Origin of the sequence: Pseudonocardia nematodicida, from assembly GCF_040105385.1 — a bacterium.
Taxonomy (GTDB): Bacteria; Actinomycetota; Actinomycetes; order Mycobacteriales; family Pseudonocardiaceae; genus Pseudonocardia; species Pseudonocardia nematodicida.
On the sequence record NZ_JBEDNQ010000007.1, the window covers coordinates 59,478 to 77,360 of the forward strand.

At 73.0% G+C, this 17,883-nt stretch carries 13 protein-coding genes; 11 read left to right on the top strand and 2 right to left on the bottom strand.

Features of this window, described 5'->3' with window-relative positions; all coding sequences use genetic code 11:
• Positions 1 to 38: 38 nt before the first annotated feature.
• From WIS52_RS17490 to ileS, 5 genes are all read left to right on the top strand, one after another.
• On the top strand, positions 39 to 788 hold the full coding sequence (locus tag WIS52_RS17490) for a cell division protein SepF (protein WP_349299338.1): 750 nt from the start codon (positions 39 to 41) through the stop codon (positions 786 to 788).
• 3 nt (positions 789 to 791) lie between these two features.
• Positions 792 to 1,079 carry a YggT family protein gene (locus WIS52_RS17495; protein WP_349299339.1) on the top strand — a complete coding sequence of 96 codons (288 nt, stop codon included), beginning with the start codon at positions 792 to 794 and terminating at the stop codon, positions 1,077 to 1,079.
• A 46-nt stretch (positions 1,080 to 1,125) separates the two neighbouring features.
• Positions 1,126 to 1,989, top strand: coding sequence for a DivIVA-like cell division protein Wag31 (wag31, locus tag WIS52_RS17500; protein WP_349299340.1), 864 nt, complete (start codon positions 1,126 to 1,128; stop codon positions 1,987 to 1,989).
• A 90-nt stretch (positions 1,990 to 2,079) separates the two neighbouring features.
• Positions 2,080 to 3,387, top strand: coding sequence for a hypothetical protein (locus WIS52_RS17505; protein ID WP_349299341.1), 1,308 nt, complete (start codon positions 2,080 to 2,082; stop codon positions 3,385 to 3,387).
• Between the two features lie 300 nt (positions 3,388 to 3,687).
• Positions 3,688 to 6,894 (top strand): isoleucine--tRNA ligase, encoded by a 3,207-nt coding sequence (ileS, locus tag WIS52_RS17510; RefSeq protein ID WP_349299342.1) that lies wholly within the window; start codon positions 3,688 to 3,690, stop codon positions 6,892 to 6,894.
• Positions 6,895 to 6,931: 37 nt separating this feature from the next.
• On the opposite strand, the gene WIS52_RS17515 is transcribed toward ileS, so the two are convergent.
• A complete protein-coding gene (locus WIS52_RS17515) occupies positions 6,932 to 7,543 on the bottom strand; it encodes a hypothetical protein (protein ID WP_349299343.1) in 612 nt (203 codons plus the stop codon).
• 212 nt (positions 7,544 to 7,755) lie between these two features.
• On the opposite strand from WIS52_RS17515, the gene WIS52_RS17520 reads away from it, so the two are divergent.
• The 5 genes from WIS52_RS17520 (at position 7,756) to WIS52_RS17540 (ending at position 12,360) form a co-directional block, all read left to right on the top strand.
• Positions 7,756 to 8,556: a class I SAM-dependent methyltransferase gene (locus tag WIS52_RS17520; protein ID WP_349299344.1), complete on the top strand. Its 801-nt coding sequence runs from the start codon at positions 7,756 to 7,758 to the stop codon at positions 8,554 to 8,556.
• 66 nt (positions 8,557 to 8,622) lie between these two features.
• Positions 8,623 to 10,104: a potassium/proton antiporter gene (locus tag WIS52_RS17525; protein WP_349299345.1), complete on the top strand. Its 1,482-nt coding sequence runs from the start codon at positions 8,623 to 8,625 to the stop codon at positions 10,102 to 10,104.
• An 8-nt stretch (positions 10,105 to 10,112) separates the two neighbouring features.
• A complete protein-coding gene (gene lspA / locus WIS52_RS17530) occupies positions 10,113 to 10,655 on the top strand; it encodes a signal peptidase II (protein WP_349299346.1) in 543 nt (180 codons plus the stop codon).
• A 2-nt stretch (positions 10,656 to 10,657) separates the two neighbouring features.
• Positions 10,658 to 11,590, top strand: coding sequence for an RluA family pseudouridine synthase (locus WIS52_RS17535; RefSeq protein ID WP_349299347.1), 933 nt, complete (start codon positions 10,658 to 10,660; stop codon positions 11,588 to 11,590).
• Positions 11,587 to 12,360, top strand: a complete 774-nt coding sequence (locus WIS52_RS17540; protein ID WP_349299348.1) for a hypothetical protein — start codon at positions 11,587 to 11,589, stop codon at positions 12,358 to 12,360. Before WIS52_RS17535 ends, WIS52_RS17540 begins: the two co-directional genes overlap by 4 nt.
• Positions 12,361 to 12,418: 58 nt before the next feature.
• Here the strand turns inward: WIS52_RS17540 and WIS52_RS17545 are convergent, their stop codons facing one another.
• Positions 12,419 to 13,651, bottom strand: coding sequence for a serine hydrolase domain-containing protein (locus WIS52_RS17545; protein ID WP_349299349.1), 1,233 nt, complete (start codon positions 13,649 to 13,651; stop codon positions 12,419 to 12,421).
• Positions 13,652 to 14,328: 677 nt separating this feature from the next.
• Between WIS52_RS17545 and dnaE the strand changes: the two genes are divergently transcribed.
• Positions 14,329 to 17,877 carry a DNA polymerase III subunit alpha gene (gene dnaE / locus WIS52_RS17550; protein WP_349299350.1) on the top strand — a complete coding sequence of 1,183 codons (3,549 nt, stop codon included), beginning with the start codon at positions 14,329 to 14,331 and terminating at the stop codon, positions 17,875 to 17,877.
• The last annotated feature ends 6 nt before the right edge of the window (positions 17,878 to 17,883 follow it).

A 17,883-nucleotide genomic window follows, 5' to 3' on the forward strand; every position in this document is an offset into this window, starting at 1 on the left:
CGCACGCGATGTCGAGCAGTACTGCGAGGGGACGGCGGATGAGCGCGATGTACCGGCTGAAGGCCTATTTCGGCATGGTCCCGGCCGACGAGATGGACTACGTGGACGAGTCTGATCACTACCGGGGCGGCCACGACCACCACTCGGGCGCGCGCGGCGACCGTTGGACCTCCGCCGGGGGTCGCTTCGGCGACACGAGCCGGTACGACGAGGACCGTTTCGACGCCGCCGACCGTTACGACGACGGCTGGGGCCCCCGCACGGCGCGGGAGCAGGCCCGTCCGGCGCGCGCCGTGCGGACCGATCCGCGCGGCGAGCGGGGGACCGTCGGATCCCTCGGCGACCGTGGTGGTCTCCCCTCGCCGATCGGCGGCGGTGCCGGCGCGCCCGTGCGCGGGGCGCTCGCGATGGATCCGGACGCCTTCCGGAAGGCCGAGCGCGAGGTCCCCGTGGCCCCCGTGCCGGAGCCGTCCACGTCGCCCGAGCAGCGCGATCGGACCCCCGCCGGACCGGCCGCGATCACCACGTTGCACCCGCGCAGCTACAACGAGGCGCGCACGATCGGTGAGCGCTACCGCGACGGTGTGCCGGTCATCATGAACCTCACCGACCTGGACGGCGCCGCGGCGAAACGCCTGGTCGACTTCGCCGCAGGCCTGGCGTTCGCCCTCCGCGGATCGATCGACAAGGTCACCGACCGGGTGTTCCTGCTCACCCCCGCGGACGTCGAGGTGCCGGCTGACGACGCGCGGAGGCTCGCCGAGCGCGGAGCTTTCCGACAGGATTGAGCCGTGTCCACCGCCATCGGCTACGTGATCTACTACCCGCTCTTCTTCTTCTGGCTGCTGCTCGCGGCCCGGATCGTCGTGGAGATGACCCGGTCCTTCGCGCGCCAGTGGCGACCCGCCGGCACCGGCGCGGTGGCGCTCGAGGTCGTCTTCACCATGACCGACCCTCCCGTCAAGGCGCTGCGGAGAGTGATTCCCGTCGTCCGCATCGGAGGCGTAGGACTGGACCTGTCGATTATGGTGCTTCTGTTGGTGGTGTTCATCGGGATGAGCATCGCCAAACCGGTGTGAGCCCCAGTCACCCGGTATGCCGCCGAGGACCGCATGAGGTGATCCGATGCCGCTGACGCCCGCCGACGTTCATAACGTCGCGTTCAGCAAACCCCCGATCGGGAAACGGGGGTACAACGAGGACGAGGTCGACGCCTTCCTCGATCTGGTCGAGGCCGAACTGGCCCGGCTGATCGGGGAGAACGACGACCTCCGCGACCAGGTCGCCCAGCTCGAGCAGAGGCTGGGAGACGCCGAGGCCGACCTGGACGAGGCGCGCAACCAGCCCGCCCCGAGCCAGACCCAGGCGCTGCAGACGCCGGCCCAGCTGGGCCGTGGCGGTGGCGCTCCGGCCCCCCAGCTGGCCGGAGCCATGGGTGGTGGTGTCGGCGCCGACGACGGTGGCGACCACCACGTGCAGGCGGCCAAGGTCCTGGGCCTCGCCCAGGAGATGGCCGACCGGCTGACCGCCGAGGCGAAGAACGAGGCCGACACGATGCTGTCGGACGCCCGGACCAAGTCCGAGCAGCTCCTCTCCGACGCCCGTACCAAGGCCGACGGCCTGGTCAACGACGCGCGCTCGCGTGCCGAGACCATGCTGAACGACGCCCGCACCCGGGCCGAGACGCTCGAGCGGCAGTCGCGCGACAAGGCCGCGGGCCTGGTCAGCGACGCCGAGCGCAAGCAGAACGAGATCATGGGTGCCATCCAGCGGGACAAGTCCGTGCTGGAGAAGAAGATCGACGAGCTCCGTACCTTCGAGCGCGAGTACCGCACCCGGCTCAAGACCTACCTGGAGTCGCAGCTGCGCGACCTGGAGGGTCGCGGGTCGGCCGCCCCGTCGGATGCGTCGGGAACCGCCAACCGGTCGTCGTCGAACGGTGGGTACGCACCTTCCGGATACGGCCAACGGGCGGACACCGGAAGCTGACGGTTCCGCGGCGCGGGAAGGAGCGCCGCGGTACGACCGACGACGACCGGGTAGCGGCCGGGTGCCGCTGCCGACCGACGGAGTTCGCGGATGATACTGCTGGTCCTGATCCTCGTGGTCATCGCGATGGCGCTCTGGCTCGCGGGGTGGTTCCTGCAGGTGGTGGCGCTGTTCTGGATATCCGTGGGTGTCTGCGTCATCGCCGGGATCGCGCTGTTCTACGACTGGTGGCAGAGCCGGTCCGTGGAGCGGGCGGGCGAACGCGGGGAGGTCGGCCACGGTGTGGCGGCGCCGCCTGGCGACCGTGCGGAGATGGAGGCGCGCTACGGCGCCGACATGGAGCCCGCGACGCAGGTGCTGCCGGTCGTCCGGCCGGACTCCGGTGACGCGGGTGCGGCCAGGCCGGACGGCGGGGGTGGTGCAGCCGGGCCGGCGGTGACCGCGAACGCCACCGACGCGACCATCCAGATACCCGTGATTCGGCCGTCCGGCTCTTCCGAGGGACCGCCTGGCGTTTCCCGATCGGCTGGTTCTTCGTCACCGTCCGTGACCGATGGGGAGCCTCCGGCCGTCCCGTCGGGTGCCGGTTCCACGACCGGGTCGGGTGCATCGGCGGGCCCCGGCTCGGGCGCGGAGACGGCCGTCGCCCCGGCGGCGGGCGAGCGGGAGGACGCGGGTCGTGGCGGCGGCCCCGTCCCTCCGGACGGTTCGTCCGGGCGCGGTGCCGGTGGCACTGACGTACCCGCGGCCGACGCCGAGGGGTCCGCCGGCCCGCGCGACGACACGACGGCGGTGACGGCGGCTGCGGCCGCCGGCACGGCGGGCGCCGCGGCGTCCCGTCCGTCCGACGACCCCGGTGCCGGTGCCGGCCGGCCGCAGGAACCCGTGGGCGCCGGACACGACGCGCCGGCGGGGACGCCGGGCGACCGTGCCCCGGCCGGTGCCGGGAACGTCGGTGCCGAGAACCCGGGCGCCGACAGCCGAGCGGCCGACAGCCGAGCGGCCGCCGAGCCCCCCGGACGCCCGGCCGATCCGGCCGGCGACCCGGAGTTCGGGCAGGGGAGCGCGGCGGAGGCCACGGCCGTCGTCGCGACCGGTGAACCGGCCGGACAGCCGCCGGCCGGCGCGCCGGCCGAGCCGCCACCGGTGCAGGACATCGGCGACGCCCCCGAGGAGCCCCGGGACCCGACCCTCGCGGGACTGGTCGCCCGGCTCCCCGACGAGGTGCTGGTCATCGACGAGCACCCGCGCTACCACGTGCAGACCTGCCGGGCGCTGTCCGGACGGGCGGTGATCCCGCTGCCGGTCAGCGAGGCCGTCGAGCTCGGGTTCACCCCGTGCGCGTGGTGCGCGCCGAACCGGGTGCTCGGCGAGCGGCACCCCGCACAGGTGCGGTAGGCCGACAGGGAGGCGGGCGGGCCTGCGGAATATCCGGGTGCGCCCGCGCGCTACCCTCGTCACACAGACGTCGATCCGGCCATCACCGGGGAGTCTCCGGAAGAAACGGCCGCCGCCGCGGCCGGAGTAGAACCGGACGGTCGCGGCCCGTCATCGCCGTCGAACGAGAGGCGTGCCCGCGGGTTCCCCGGGGCCGGGCGCACGCAAGCGGGGTGGTACCGCGGCACGGCCTGCGAGGGGCCGGCGTCGTCCCCGTGCGAGAGGCAGCGACACACGCCACCGCACGAGGAGACGCGCCGCATGAGTGACACCACCGGTTCCCCCGGCTATCCCGAGGTCCCTGCGCACCCGACGTTCCCGCAGCTCGAGCGCGAGGTGCTCGCGAGCTGGGAGGACGACGACACCTTCCGCGCCTCGGTCGAGCAGCGCCCGGCCGGCGAGAACGGCGCGGACGAGTACGTCTTCTACGACGGTCCGCCCTTCGCCAACGGCCTGCCGCACTACGGGCACCTGCTGACCGGCTACGTCAAGGACGTCGTCCCGCGTTACCGCACGATGCGCGGGAACCGGGTCGAGCGCCGCTTCGGGTGGGACACCCACGGCCTGCCCGCCGAGGTCGAGACCGAGAACCAGCTCGGCATCAAGCACAAGTCCGAGATCGACGAGATGGGCGTCGCCGCCTTCAACGAGGCGTGCCGCTCCTCCGTGCTGCGCTACACCGGCGAGTGGCGCGACTACGTGACCCGCCAGGCCCGCTGGGTCGACTTCGACAACGACTACAAGACGCTCGACCTGGACTACATGGAGTCCGTGATGTGGGCGTTCAAGTCGTTGTGGGACAAGGGCTTGGTCTACTCGGGGTTCCGGGTGCTCTGGTACTGCTGGCGCTGCGAGACGCCGCTGTCGGCGACCGAGACCAAGATGGACGACGTCTACACCGACCGCCAGGACCCGGCCGTCACGGTGGGCCTGCGGCTGGCCGGGACCGGGAACGCGGACGTCGACGGCGCGCTCGCCCTGGTCTGGACGACCACTCCCTGGACGCTGCCGTCCAACCTCGCCATGGCGGTGCACCCGGACGTCGACTACGTCGTGGTCGAGGCCGACGGGGAGCGCTGGCTGCTCGCCGAGGCCCGGGTCGCCGCCTACGCCCGCGAGCTGGGGGAGGAGCCGCCCGTGGTCGCGCGGCTGACCGGGCGGGACCTGCTCGGCGCGTCCTACACCCCGCCGTTCGACTTCTTCACCGGCCGCGAGAACGCGCACCGCGTGCTCGCCGCGGACTACGTCACCACCGAGGACGGCACCGGCCTGGTGCACATCGCCCCCGCGTTCGGTGAGGAGGACAAGGAGGTCACCGACGCGGCCGGTATCGAGGTCGTCAACCCGGTCGACTCCCGCGGGGAGTTCACCGTCGAGGTCCCGCCCTACACCGGGATGCAGGTGTTCGACGCCAACCCGCAGATCATCCGGGACCTGAAGGAGCAGGGCGCCCACGTCCAGGGCGTGCTGCTCCGGCACGAGACCTACGACCACCCCTACCCGCACTGCTGGCGGTGCGGCAACGCGCTGATCCAGCGCGCCGTCGACTCCTGGTTCGTGCGTGTCACCCAGTTCCGGGACCGGATGGTCGAGCTCAACCAGCAGATCGACTGGACCCCGGCGCACGTGCGCGACGGCCAGTTCGGCAAGTGGCTGGAGGGCGCCCGCGACTGGGGCATCTCCCGCAACCGCTACTGGGGCAGCCCGATCCCGGTCTGGCAGTCCGACGACCCGCGCTACCCGCGGACTGACGTCTACGGCTCGCTCGACGAGATGGAGCGCGACTTCGGCGTGCGCGTGGCCGACCTGCACCGCCCCTACGTCGACGAGCTCACCCGGCCCAACCCGGACGACCCCACGGGCGCGTCCACCATGCGCCGGGTCCCCGAGGTGCTGGACTGCTGGTTCGAGTCCGGCTCGATGCCGTTCGCCCAGGTCCACTACCCGTTCGAGAACGCCGACTGGTTCGAGCACCACTACCCGGGCGACTTCATCGTCGAGTACAACGGCCAGACCCGCGGCTGGTTCTACACGCTGCACGTGCTGGCCACCGCGCTGTTCGACCGGCCCGCGTTCCGCACCTGCGTCGCGCACGGCATCGTGCTCGGCGACGACGGCGCCAAGATGTCGAAGTCCCGCAAGAACTACCCGGACGTCAACGAGGTGTTCGACCGGGACGGCTCGGACGCCATGCGGTGGTTCCTCATGGCGAGCCCGATCCTGCGCGGCGGGAACCTGGTCGTCACCGAGCAGGGCATCCGGGAGGGCGTCCGGCAGGCGATCCTGCCGCTGTGGAACACCTGGTACTTCCTGTCGCTCTACGCCGGCGGCGGGCGGGGCACGTTCCGCACCGACTCGCCGCACGTGCTGGACCGCTACGTGCTGGCCAAGACCGCGGACCTGGTCGACGGCGTCACCGCGGCGATGGACACCTACGACATCGCCGGAGCGTGCGAGCGGATCCGGGAGCACGCCGAGACGCTGACCAACTGGTACGTCCGGCGCTCCCGGGAACGGTTCTGGGCGACCGGCTCCGACGACGCCGACGCCGCCCGCCGGGACGCCGTCGACACCCTGCACACCGTGCTGGAGGTGACCTGCCGGGTCGCGGCGCCGCTGCTGCCGCTGACCACCGAGGCGATCTGGCGCGGGCTGACCGGGGGCCGGTCGGTGCACCTCACCGACTGGCCGGCCGGCACGACCCTGCCGCACGACGCCGGGCTGGTCGCCGGGATGGACCGGATCCGCCAGGTCGCCTCCGCGGCACTGTCACTGCGGAAGTCGGCCAAGGTGCGGGTGCGCCAGCCGCTGCCCGGACTGACCGTTGCCGCGGCCGATGCCGCGGCCCTGGAGCCGTTCGTCGGGCTGCTGCGCGACGAGGTGAACGTCCGCGCCGTGGAGCTGACCGACGACGTCGCCACGCACGGCCGGTTCGAGATCGCGGTGAACGCCCGGGCCGCCGGGCCGCGCCTGGGTGGGGACGTGCAGAAGTGCATCCGCGCCGTGAAGGCGGGGGAGTGGTCCCAGTCCGACGACGGCACCGTCGTCGCCGCCGGGATCACCCTGCTCGACGGGGAGTTCACCGAGCGCCTCGTCGCCGCCGACCCGGAGCACACCCAGGCGCTGCCGGGCAATGCGGGACTGGTCGTGCTGGACACGGCGGTCACCCCGGAGCTGGCCGCCGAGGGGACCGCGCGGGACGTCGTGCGCGTCGTCCAGCAGGCTCGCCGCGACGCCGGGCTGGCCGTCGCGGACCGGATCGCGCTGGCCCTGGACGGGCCGGACGCGGTGCTCGCCGCGGTCCGCACGCACGAGGCGTTCGTCGCGGGTGAGGTGCTGGCGACGGCGGTGACCTACGGCGACGGAGCCGAGGCATCCGCGCAGACGGCCGGCTCCGCCTCGGCGGGACAGGTCGTCGCCCCCGACGGCGCGACCGTCACCCTGCGCGCGGCGGTCGCCCGAGCCTGACCGACCGTGATCGACGATCCGGTGGTTCCCGGGGAGGTCAGGGGCGGGGCGTCACCGTGAGGTGGATGCGGTGCTCGGCGCCGGCGCCGCGGGTGACCGTCACCGTTGCCGGGATCCCGGCCACGGTGCACGCCACCGAGCCGCCCTCGGGCACCGGCGGGCAGCGCACGCCCGGCAGCGTGGCGTCGTAGCCCGCGGCCTCCAGCGGGGCGCGCAACGCGAACATCAGCACCCCGGCCATCGTGGTCGATCCGGTCGGCCCGGGGCCGAGGTCGGGGACGACGGCGTCCAGCACCGCGACGCCCCCGGCGTCCACCGGGAACTCGACGGTCGTCCGGACGACGTCCTGCGGGGTGCGCCCGCGGTAGCCCTCCACCCAGGTCTCGTCGACCCGCACCGAGCCCCAGCCGTAGCGGCCGTCCGCGTCGCGCATCCGGCAGCCCAGCGACGGGTCGCGCTCGCCGATCACCCGGCACCACGCGGTCGAGCCGGGGTGCCCGTCGCGCTGCGCGGCGGCGACCACCAGCCCCTCGCCCTCCTCCGGCGACGGCAGCGGCTCGTGCTGGGACAGGAGCACCAGCGCGAGCGGCAGGAACACGACGACGAGAACGAGCGGGAGCCACCACCGCGGACGGCGCGAACCGGACATGCCCGGCAGTCTGGCCGCCCCGCGCGCCGCCGTCGCCGGTGGAACCACGTAGCCCGGTGCGTACCCGGCGACGCACGTGGAACGGGCGAGCCCCCCGGACCGGCGAAGATCGGTACACACCGGACACCGACCGGGTGTTTCCGCAGGCCAGAATCCTCGCGGGAGTGCTGCGACCGGTCCGGTCGACCGGTACCGCCCATTACCCTCACCACATGGGTGTCGCGGCGGAACGGTGGAGGGAACGCCAGTCGGCCCGCGGTATCCCGGAGCACATCCTGCGGCACGCCCCGGCGGACCCGTGGACGCACCACGCCCCCGATTTCGCCCCGCCGCAGGTCCCCGCCGACACCCCGTCGCACCGGGCGGCCCGCACACTGGCCGAGCGTGCCGCGGCGCTGGGCTGCGGCGGGGCGTCGGTGCTCGATGTCGGCTGCGGTGGCGGGGACGCCGCGTTCGGCGCCGCGTGGCCCGAGCCCTCCCCGGTGTCGCGGGTCGTCGGCACCGACCGGCAGGCCGACATGCTCGCGGTGTTCGCCGGCGCGGCCCGCGCCCGCGGGATCCCGCACGGCACCGTGCACGGGTCCTGGCCGGACGCGGCCCCGCGGGCGGGCCGGCACGACGTCGTCGTCTGCCACCACGTGCTGCACAACGTCGTCGACCTTCCCCCGTTCCTGGCCGCGCTGACCGCGGCGGCGCGGGGGACCGGGGGCGTGGTCGTCGAGATGCTCCCCGAGCACCCGATGGCCTGGCTCGACCCGCTGTGGGTGCGGTTCCACGACCTGCACCGGCCGCCGTCGGCCACCGCCGACGACGCGGTCGCGGTCCTCGGCGAGGAGCTCGGGATCACCCCCGAGGTGCACCGCTGGGAACGGGAGCGCCGGCTCCCGCACGACGCCGCATGGGTGGCCCGACGGCTGTGCCTGCCCGCCGCGCGGGTGCCGGAGGTCGAGGCGGCGCTGGCCGGGACGCCGCCACGGCGTACCGACGCCGTCACGCTGGCGTGGTCGCCGTGACGTGGCCCGTGTGATGGGGGCCGTGTGATGGGGGCCGTGTGATGGGGGCCGTGTGATGAGGTCGTCGTGGACCTGACCGTCACCCTCGGCGCGGTCGCCGGGGTGCTGCTCCTCGCGGTGCTGGCGGTGCGGATCTCGGACCGGGTCGGGCTGCCGTCGCTGCTGCTCTACCTCGCCATCGGCCTGGTGCTCGGCCAGCCCGTGGTCGGGATCCCGTTCGTCGACGCCCGGCTCACCGAGACCCTCGGCATCGCCGCGCTGGTGCTCATCCTCGTCGAGGGCGGGATGACCACCCGCTGGTCGACGGTGCGGCCCGCGCTCGGGCTCGGCCTGGTGCTGTCCACCGTCTCGGTGGCGGTGTCGATCGCCGTCACCGGCGGGCTGCTGCACCTGTTCCTCGACCTCGGCTGGCGCACCGCGCTGCTCTGGGGGGCGGTGCTGTCCTCCACCGACGCCGCCGCGGTGTTCAGCGTGCTGCGCAGCGTCGCCGTGCCGCGACGGCTGGCGGGGACCCTCGAGCTCGAGTCCGGGATCAACGACGCCCCGGTGGTGATCGCCGTCGTGGTACTGGCCGGATCCGGCCCGATCGGCTGGACGACCCCGCTGCTGGTCGTCTACGAGCTCGCCGCCGGCACGGTGATCGGGGTGCTGCTCGGCCTCGGCGGGGCCTGGGCGCTGCGCCGCGCGGCGCTGCCCGCGACCGGGCTCTACCCGCTCGCGTCGATCGCGGTGTGCCTGCTCGCCTACGCCGGCGGCCAGGCCGTGCACGCCTCCGGGCTGCTGGCCACCTACTGCTGCGCGCTCGTGCTCGGCAACTGCCGGATGCCGCACCGCAGTGGCGTCCTCTCCTTCGCCGAGGGGACCGGCTGGCTCGCGCAGATCGGTTTGTTCGTGCTGCTCGGGCTCTACGTCGACCCGCACGGGCTGCCGGCCGCCGTCCTCCCGGCCGTGATCGCGGCCGGGGTGCTGCTGCTCGCCGCCCGTCCGTTGTCGGTGCTGGTCGCGGCGCTGCCGTTCCGGGTCCCGCTGCGCGAGCAGGCGTTCCTGTCCTGGGCCGGGCTGCGCGGGGCGGTGCCGATCGTGCTGGCGCTGATCGCGGTCACCGAGGCCGGACCGGGCTACGAGCCGCTGGTCGACGTCGTGTTCGTGCTGGTCGTGATCCTCACCGTGGTGCAGGGGACGACGCTGCCGTGGGTCGGCCGGATACTCGGGGTGGTCTCGCGGACCGGCACGCACACCGTCGAGGTCGACTCGGCCCCGCTCGACGAGGTGGGCGCCGAGTTGCTGCAGGTCCGGGTGCCGCAGGGGTCCCGGCTGCACGGGGTCTACCTGCGCGAGCTGCGGCTCCCGGTGGGGGCCACGGTCAGCCTGATCGTGCGCGACCGGACGCCCTTCACCCCCGGCGGTGAGGCGCGGCTGCGGGAGGGCGACCAGTTCCTCGTCGTGAGCACCCGCGAGGTCCGGGACGCGGCCGAGCAACGGATCCGCGACGTCGACCGCGGCGGCAAGCTGGTCCGCTGGCACTCCGGGCGCAGGCGATCGTCATAATCTGAAGGGTGAGTGCCGATCCACCCGCCAGTGACACCCCCGTCGATCCCGCCGTCCGGCGTCGCGGGGTGCTGTTGCTCGCCGGGATCGCGGGCACGGTGCTCGCCCTCGACCTGATCACCAAGATCGCCGCGGTGGCGACGCTGGAGAACCGCCCGCCGATCACGGTGATCGACGGCTTCTTCTACCTGACCCTGCTGCGCAACCCGGGCGCCGCGTGGTCGCTGGCCACCGGCTACACCTGGGTGCTGACGATCGTCGCCGTGGTGGTCGTGGGGGTGATCATCCGGATCTCCCGGAAGCTGGCCTCGACCGGCTGGGCGATCGGCCTCGGGCTGGTCCTCGGCGGCGCGCTGGGCAACCTGGTCGACCGGTTCTTCCGCTCGCCCGGCCCGATGCGCGGGCACGTGGTCGACATGCTCGCCGTGTTCTCACCGGACGGCAGCGTCTTCCCGGTGTTCAACCTGGCCGACTCCGGCATCGTGTGCGGCGGGATCCTGCTGGTGCTGATGGCGCTGCGCGGCATCGAGATCGACGGAACGAAGGCCTGAGCATGGGTGAACTGCGCAGCATGCCCGTGCCCGACGGGCTGGACGGCATGCGGATCGACGCCGGGCTGTCCCGGCTGCTGGGGCTGTCCCGCACGGTCGTCGCCGGGCTGGCCGAGCAGGGCCGGATCCAGGTCGACGGCCGCGACGCCGGCAAGTCCGACCGGCTGCCAGGCGGGTCCTGGCTGCAGGTCGAGCTGCCCGACCCCGAGGCGCCGGCCGTGATCGAGGGCCCGATCGAGGTCGTCGCCGGGCTGACCGTGCTGCACGACGACGACGACATCGTCGTCGTCGACAAGCCGGTCGGAGTGGCCGCGCACCCCTCGCCGGGCTGGACCGGGCCGACCGTCACCGGCGGGCTCGCCGCGCTCGGGTACCGGCTGGCCACCTCCGGCGCCGCGGAGCGCCAGGGCATCGTGCACCGGCTCGACGTCGGCACCACCGGTGTCATGGTCGTCGCGACGTCCGAGCACGCCTACACCGTGCTGAAGCGGGCGTTCAAGGAACGGACCGTGGAGAAGCGCTACCACGCCGTCGTGCAAGGTCATCCGGACCCGTCGTCGGGCACCATCGACGCGCCGATCGACCGGCACCCGCGGCACGACTACCGGTTCGCCGTCCTGCAGGGCGGCAAGCCCAGCGTCACGCACTACGACACGATCGAAGCGTTCCGCTCGGCCAGCCTGCTCGACGTGCACCTGGAGACCGGCCGCACGCACCAGATCCGGGTGCACTTCTCCGCGCTGCGCCACCCGTGCGTCGGGGACCTCACCTACGGCGCCGACCCCACCCTGGCCGCGCGGGTGAAGCTCTCGCGGCAGTGGCTGCACGCCCGCACGCTGGGCTTCGAGCACCCGTCCGACGGGCGGTACGTCGAGTTCACCAGCCCCTACCCGGACGACCTGGCCGCGGCCCTCGAGGCCCTGCGCGACCCGTGATCCGTCTCGGCCGGCGGGGCTGGATCGGCATCGTGGTGGGGATGGTCGTCGTGCTGCTCGGGACGGCCTGGGTGGCGGGTTCCGGGCCCGCGGTCCCCTCCGGTCCGCCGGTCGGGTCGGTGCGCCTGGGCCCGGATCCGGGGCAGGACGTCGCTGGCTACCTGGCCTCGCTGCCCGCGCAGCTGCCGCCGGCGGGGGAGACCGCGCCCGCGCTGGTCCAGTTCACCCGCCCGCTCGACGCCGGCGCCGCGGCCGGGATCGCCGGCAGCGATCCGGTGCAGACCGTCGTGTTCCGGGTGCCGCTGCCCCGGGTGCAGACCGCCCTCCGGTTCGAGCCGGTGACGGGCACGGGAGACCTCGCCGCAGCCCTGGGGGTCGCCCGGGAGCGGGCCGCGTTCGCCGCGGACGCCGACGCCGACCGCGCCGCGTCCGGCGCCGGGAGCGGGGTCCCGGACGGTCCCGCGGGGTCCGACGGTGCCGCGGGGTCCGACGGGGCGCCGGAGGCCGGCCTTGCGCTCGCCCGCCGGGCCGCGGTCACCGCCGCCGAGGGCCGCGCGCTCGCCGACCCCGGCTGCGCCTGTGCGATCGCGCTCGTGCTGACCACCGACCGGGCCGGGCTGGAGGCAGTGGCCGCCCACGACGCCGTCCGGGCCGTCCAGGCCGCGCCACCCGGCACGACCCCGCAGGAGCTGGCGCTGTCCCCGCTGCTGCCCGAGCAGACGACGACCGCCTCCCCGCCCCGCGACGACGGCCCGGTCCCGCCCTCATGATCCTTCTCCGTGGAGTCCGGGTGCCACTCGTGTGCCGTCCGGCTTCCACGGAGAAGGATCACAGCAGCTCGAGCACCTTCATCGCGACCGTGTTGGCCGTCTCCCGCCCGTCCGGCGCCGCCTGCAGGTCGGTGAGCACGACGAGGGTGGCGCCGGTCTTCGGATCGTGGCCCATGAACGACTGGTAGCCGGGCAGCGATCCGTCGTGGCCCAGCATCGGGCCGAACCGGGCCAGCGCGAGCCCGTAGCCCGGGCTCGCCGGGTCGGCCGGGTCGATCGGCCGGACGCTGCGGGTCCGCTCGGCCGCGACGGCGGGCGGCAGCAGCCTGCCGTCGACCAGGGCCTGCGCGTAGACGGCGAGGTCCTCGGCCGTCGAGATCGCCGCGCCCGCCGCCCAGGCCCACGACGGGTTCAGCCCGGTCACGTCGTTCGGCCGCAGCGTCCCGGCGGCCGCCGCGCGCTGCTCGGCCTCCGGGAGCGCGGGCGAGGACAACGTGGAGACGTTGGTCCCGAACAGGTAGCCCTGCGGGTACGGCACCGGCAGCGCGGCGTCCGCCGGCGCCGGGAACGAGGTGCTCGTCAGCCCCAGCGGCGTGAACACGCGCTCCTGCAGCACGGTCCGCAGGTCCTGCCCGGTGACCTGCTCGACGACCAGCCCGGCCAGCACGGTGTTGGTGTTGGAGTAGTAGAACTCCTCGCCCGGCGCGGCCACCGGCGGCACCGCGGTGCCCATCGCGGCCAGCTCGTCGGGGGACCAGATCCGGGCCGGGTCGTCGTCCGCGGCCTGGTTCAACGGCAGCTGTGTGGTGTAGCTGGCCAGCCCGGAGCGCATTTCCAGCAGCTCGGCCAGCGTGATCCGGTCCCCGCCCGGCACCTCGGGCCGGTACTTCGACACCGGGTCGGTCAGCGCGACCCGGCCCTCGCCGGCCAGCTGCAGCAGCGCGGTGCCGGTCATCGTCTTGGTGATCGACCCGATCCGGAAGTGGTCGCCGGTCCCCACCGGGTCGTCCGCGCCGATCCGGCGGGTACCGAACGCTCGCAGGTAGCGGTCCCCGCCGGTGTCGACGAGCACCACCGCTCCCGGCACGGACATCTCGTCCAGCAGCTCCTGCACCGCCGGGGTGAGCCGCTCCAGCGGGCCGCCCGGCGGAGCGGCCCGCGAGTCCGCGGCCATGACCGGCGCCGCGGACGGGCGGGCGGCCGGGGCCGCGCAGGACAGGACTCCGGCCAGCACGACCAGCCCGGCGAACAGCAGCCGGGACCGCCGCGCGGCACGCGTGGGCATCGGCATGGCCGAAGCGTCCCGTCCCGGGCGTCCGACCGGCCGGACACGCCGCGAGAGGGTGTCCCGAAGCACCGTGTCGGATGACGTCACAGGAGGTGGCCGGAGTGCTGGGCCCTCCCCGACCGTCGGCGCTCGACGCGTGACGAGCCGTCCCGACGAGCCGTCTGACGAGTAGGGCGATCCCCGTCGGGATACGCACCATCGGGAGTTGTCGATCTCTGGGGCCCGCTGAGCCGTATCTCGGCGGGGCAGGGCCCGGAGCCCGGAGCACGGGCCGACCACTCCGCCGCCCGACCACTCCGCCGCCCGCCCACTCCGCCGCCCGCCCGCCCGTCGGCGCGGCCGACACGCCGGGCGCCGCCGGCCGGCGGCGTGACCAGGATGGACGCGCGGAGACCGGTCCGCGGGGGCCGCCGTCGCCGGAACTGTCGGACCCCGCGGCTAGTCTGGGGCCCTCACCGGATCCGGTCCGTCCACCCACCGTGGCGGGGCCCACCGGGCGCCGCGCAGCCTCCCGCCAGAGGTCGTGCGGGGCCGTGCGGCACCGCTGTTGCGGAGGTCGCCGCCGTCCCGGTGGGCACGCCCGTGGCCCGCGCCTCCGCGCCGAGCCGGCGGGCACGCGAGACGCACGACCGGGGAGCACCGCGCCACCCCAGGGCGCGGGAGAGGAGCGCGGAACACACATGGCCGGCAGTTCGGGCACGGGCTCCTTCGTCCACCTGCACACCCACACCGAGTTCTCGATGCTGGACGGCGCCGCCCGTCTCGACGACCTCTTCTCCGAGGCCGCGAAGTACGAGATGCCGGCCGTGGCGATGACCGACCACGGCAACGTCTACGGCGCCTTCGAGTTCTGGCGCAAGGCCAAGGCGCACGACATCAAGCCGATCATCGGCATGGAGGGCTACCTCGCGCCCGGCTCGCGGCACGAGCGCAAGCGCACGGCGCTGGGCAACGGCAGCGAGAACAACCCCGACCTCATGTACACCCACATGACGCTGCTGGCCGAGAACACCGAGGGGATGCACAACCTCTTCCGGCTCTCGTCGCTGGCCAGCCTCGAGGGGTACTACTACAAGCCGCGTATGGATCGCGAGCTCCTCGAGCAGTACGGCAAGGGGCTCATCGCGACGACCGGGTGCCCGTCCGGCGAGGTCGCCCGGCTGCTCCAGCAGAACGACTTCGACGGCGCCTGCCAGGCGGCGAGCGACTACCGGGACATCTTCGGGAAGGACAACTTCTTCCTGGAGCTGATGGACCACGGCATCGGGATCGAGAAGCAGGTCCAGGAGGAGCTGTTCCGGCTCAAGGACAAGCTCGACCTGCCCGGCCTGGCCACCAACGACCTGCACTACACCTACCCGGACGACACCAAGGCGCACGAGGTGCTGCTCTGCGTCCAGACCGGGAAGACCCTCGCCGACCCGAACCGGTTCAAGTTCGACGCGCAGGACTTCTACCTCAAGTCCGCGAACGAGATGCGCGACCTCTGGGACCCGATCCACCCCGAGGCCTGCGACAACACCCTGCTCGTCGCCGAGCGCTGCAACATCGACTTCACGACCGGGCAGGACCTCCAGCCCAAGGCGCCGGTGCCCGAGGGGGAGACCGAGGAGTCCTGGCTGATCAAGGAGGTCGAGCGGGGACTCCACACGCGGTTCCCGAACGGCGTCACCGAGCGGTACCGCCAGCAGGCGAACTACGAGGTCGGCGTCATCATCAAGATGGGCTACCCCGGCTACTTCCTGGTGACCGCGGACCTCATCCAGCACGCCAAGTCGGTCGGCATCCGGTGCGGCCCCGGCCGTGGCTCGGCCGCCGGGTCGCTGGTCGCCTACGTCCTGGGCATCACCGACCTGGACCCGATCCGGCACAAGCTGATCTTCGAGCGGTTCCTCAACCCGGACCGCGTGTCGATGCCCGACATCGACATGGACTTCGACGACCGCCGCCGCGGCGAGATGATCCGGTACACGACCGAGAAGTACGGCGAGGACCGGATCGCCCAGATCATCACCTACTCCACGATCAAGGCGAAGGCCGCGATCAAGGACTCGGCGCGGGTGCTCTACGGCCAGCCCGGCTACTCGGTCGCCGACCGGATCTCCAAGGCGATGCCGCCGGCGGTGATGGGCAAGGACATCCCGCTGTCCGGAGTGTTCGACCCGTCGCACAAGCGGTACTCGGAGGCCACCGAGGTCCGCGCGCTCTACGAGGCGGACCCGCAGGTCAAGGAGATCATCGACACCGCGCGGGGCCTGGAGGGCCTGAAGCGGCAGTGGGGCGTGCACGCGGCCGGCGTGATCATGTCGTCGACGCCGCTGATCGACGTCATCCCGATCCAGCGCCGCGAGTCCGACGGCGCGATCATCACCCAGTTCGACATGGGCGTCTGCGAGACCATCGGTCTGCTCAAGATGGACTTCCTGGGGCTGCGCAACCTCACGATCCTCGACGACGCCCTGGAGAACATCACCCTCAACGACAAGGCCGAGGTCGACCTCGACCACCTCGAGCTGGACGACCGCACGACCTACGAGCTGCTCTCCCGCGGCGACACCCTCGGCGTGTTCCAGCTCGACGGCGGCCCGATGCGGGACCTGCTGCGCCGGATGGCGCCGTCGGAGTTCGAGCACATCTCCGCGGTCGGCGCGCTGTACCGGCCCGGCCCGATGGGTGCGAACGCGCACAACGACTACGCCGACCGCAAGAACGGCCGCCAGGAGATCACGCCGATCCACCCTGAGCTGGCCGAGCCGCTCAAGGACGTCCTCGGCGAGACCTTCGGCCTGATCGTCTACCAGGAACAGGTCATGTCGATCGCGCAGGTGCTGGCGGGCTACTCGCTCGGCCAGGCGGACCTGCTCCGCCGCGCGATGGGCAAGAAGAAGAAGGAGATCCTGGACAAGGAGTACGCCGGCTTCGCCCAGGGCATGAAGGACAACGGCTACTCCGAGAACGCGATCAAGACGCTCTGGGACATCCTGCTCCCGTTCTCCGACTACGCGTTCAACCGCGCGCACTCCGCCGCGTACGGCGTGGTGTCGTACTGGACCGCCTACCTCAAGGCGAACTACCCCGCCGAGTACATGGCCGCGGTCCTCACCAGCGTCCGGGACGACAAGGACAAGGCCGCGGTCTACCTGGCCGAGTGCCGCCGGATGGGGATCAGCGTGCTCCCGCCGGACGTCAACGACTCGGTGCGGAACTTCGCCCCGGTCGGCGACGACATCCGGTTCGGCCTGGGCGGTATCCGCAACGTCGGGCACAACGTGGTCGACGCGATCGTCGCCGCGCGCCGGGAGAAGGGCAACTTCGTCGACTTCTCCGACTTCCTGCGCAAGGTCGACGCGGTGGTCTGCAACAAGAAGGTCGTCGAGTCGCTGATCAAGTCCGGGGCGTTCGACTCGCTCGGGCACTCCCGCAAGGGTCTGCTGCTGGTGCACGCCGACGCGATCGACGCGGTGATGAGCACCAAGAAGGCCGCGTCGCTGGGCCAGTTCGACCTGTTCGGGTCGATGGACGGCTCCGGCGGCGGCGAGGGCGGCGACGAGCTGGGCGGGATCTTCGACGTCAAGGTCCCCGACGACGAGTGGGACAAGAAGTACAAGCTCGCCGTCGAGCGGGAGATGCTCGGTCTCTACGTGTCCGGGCACCCGCTGCAGGGCCTCGAGCAGTCCCTGGCTGCGAAGGCCGACACCTCGATCGCCGACATCGTCGAGGGCACGGTGTCCGAGGGCGCCCAGGTGACCGTCGGCGGGATCCTCGCCAACGTCAACCGGCGGGTGAACAAGAACGGCGAGCCGTGGGCGTCGGCGCAGATCGAGGACCTCGCCGGCGGGATCGAGGTGCTGTTCTTCCCGCGGGCCTACCAGGTCGTCGGCGTGGACGTCGCCGAGGACGCGATCGTGCTGGTCAAGGCCCGGGTGAACAAGCGCGACGACCGCATCTCGCTGATCGCCAACGACCTCGCGGTGCCCGAGCTGGCCGCCGCCGGTGAGGCCGGGCTGCCGATCCGGGTGTCGCTGCGCACCGACCAGTGCACTCCGGAGCGCGTCGCGAAGCTCAAGGAGGTGCTGACCCACCACCCGGGCACCTCCGAGGTGCACCTGTCGCTGGTCTACGGCACCAAGAAGACCGCGCTGCGGCTCGACGACTCGCTCAAGGTCACGCACACCTCCGCGCTGATGGGCGACCTGAAGACCCTGCTCGGCCCCGGCTGCCTCGGCTGACCAGGG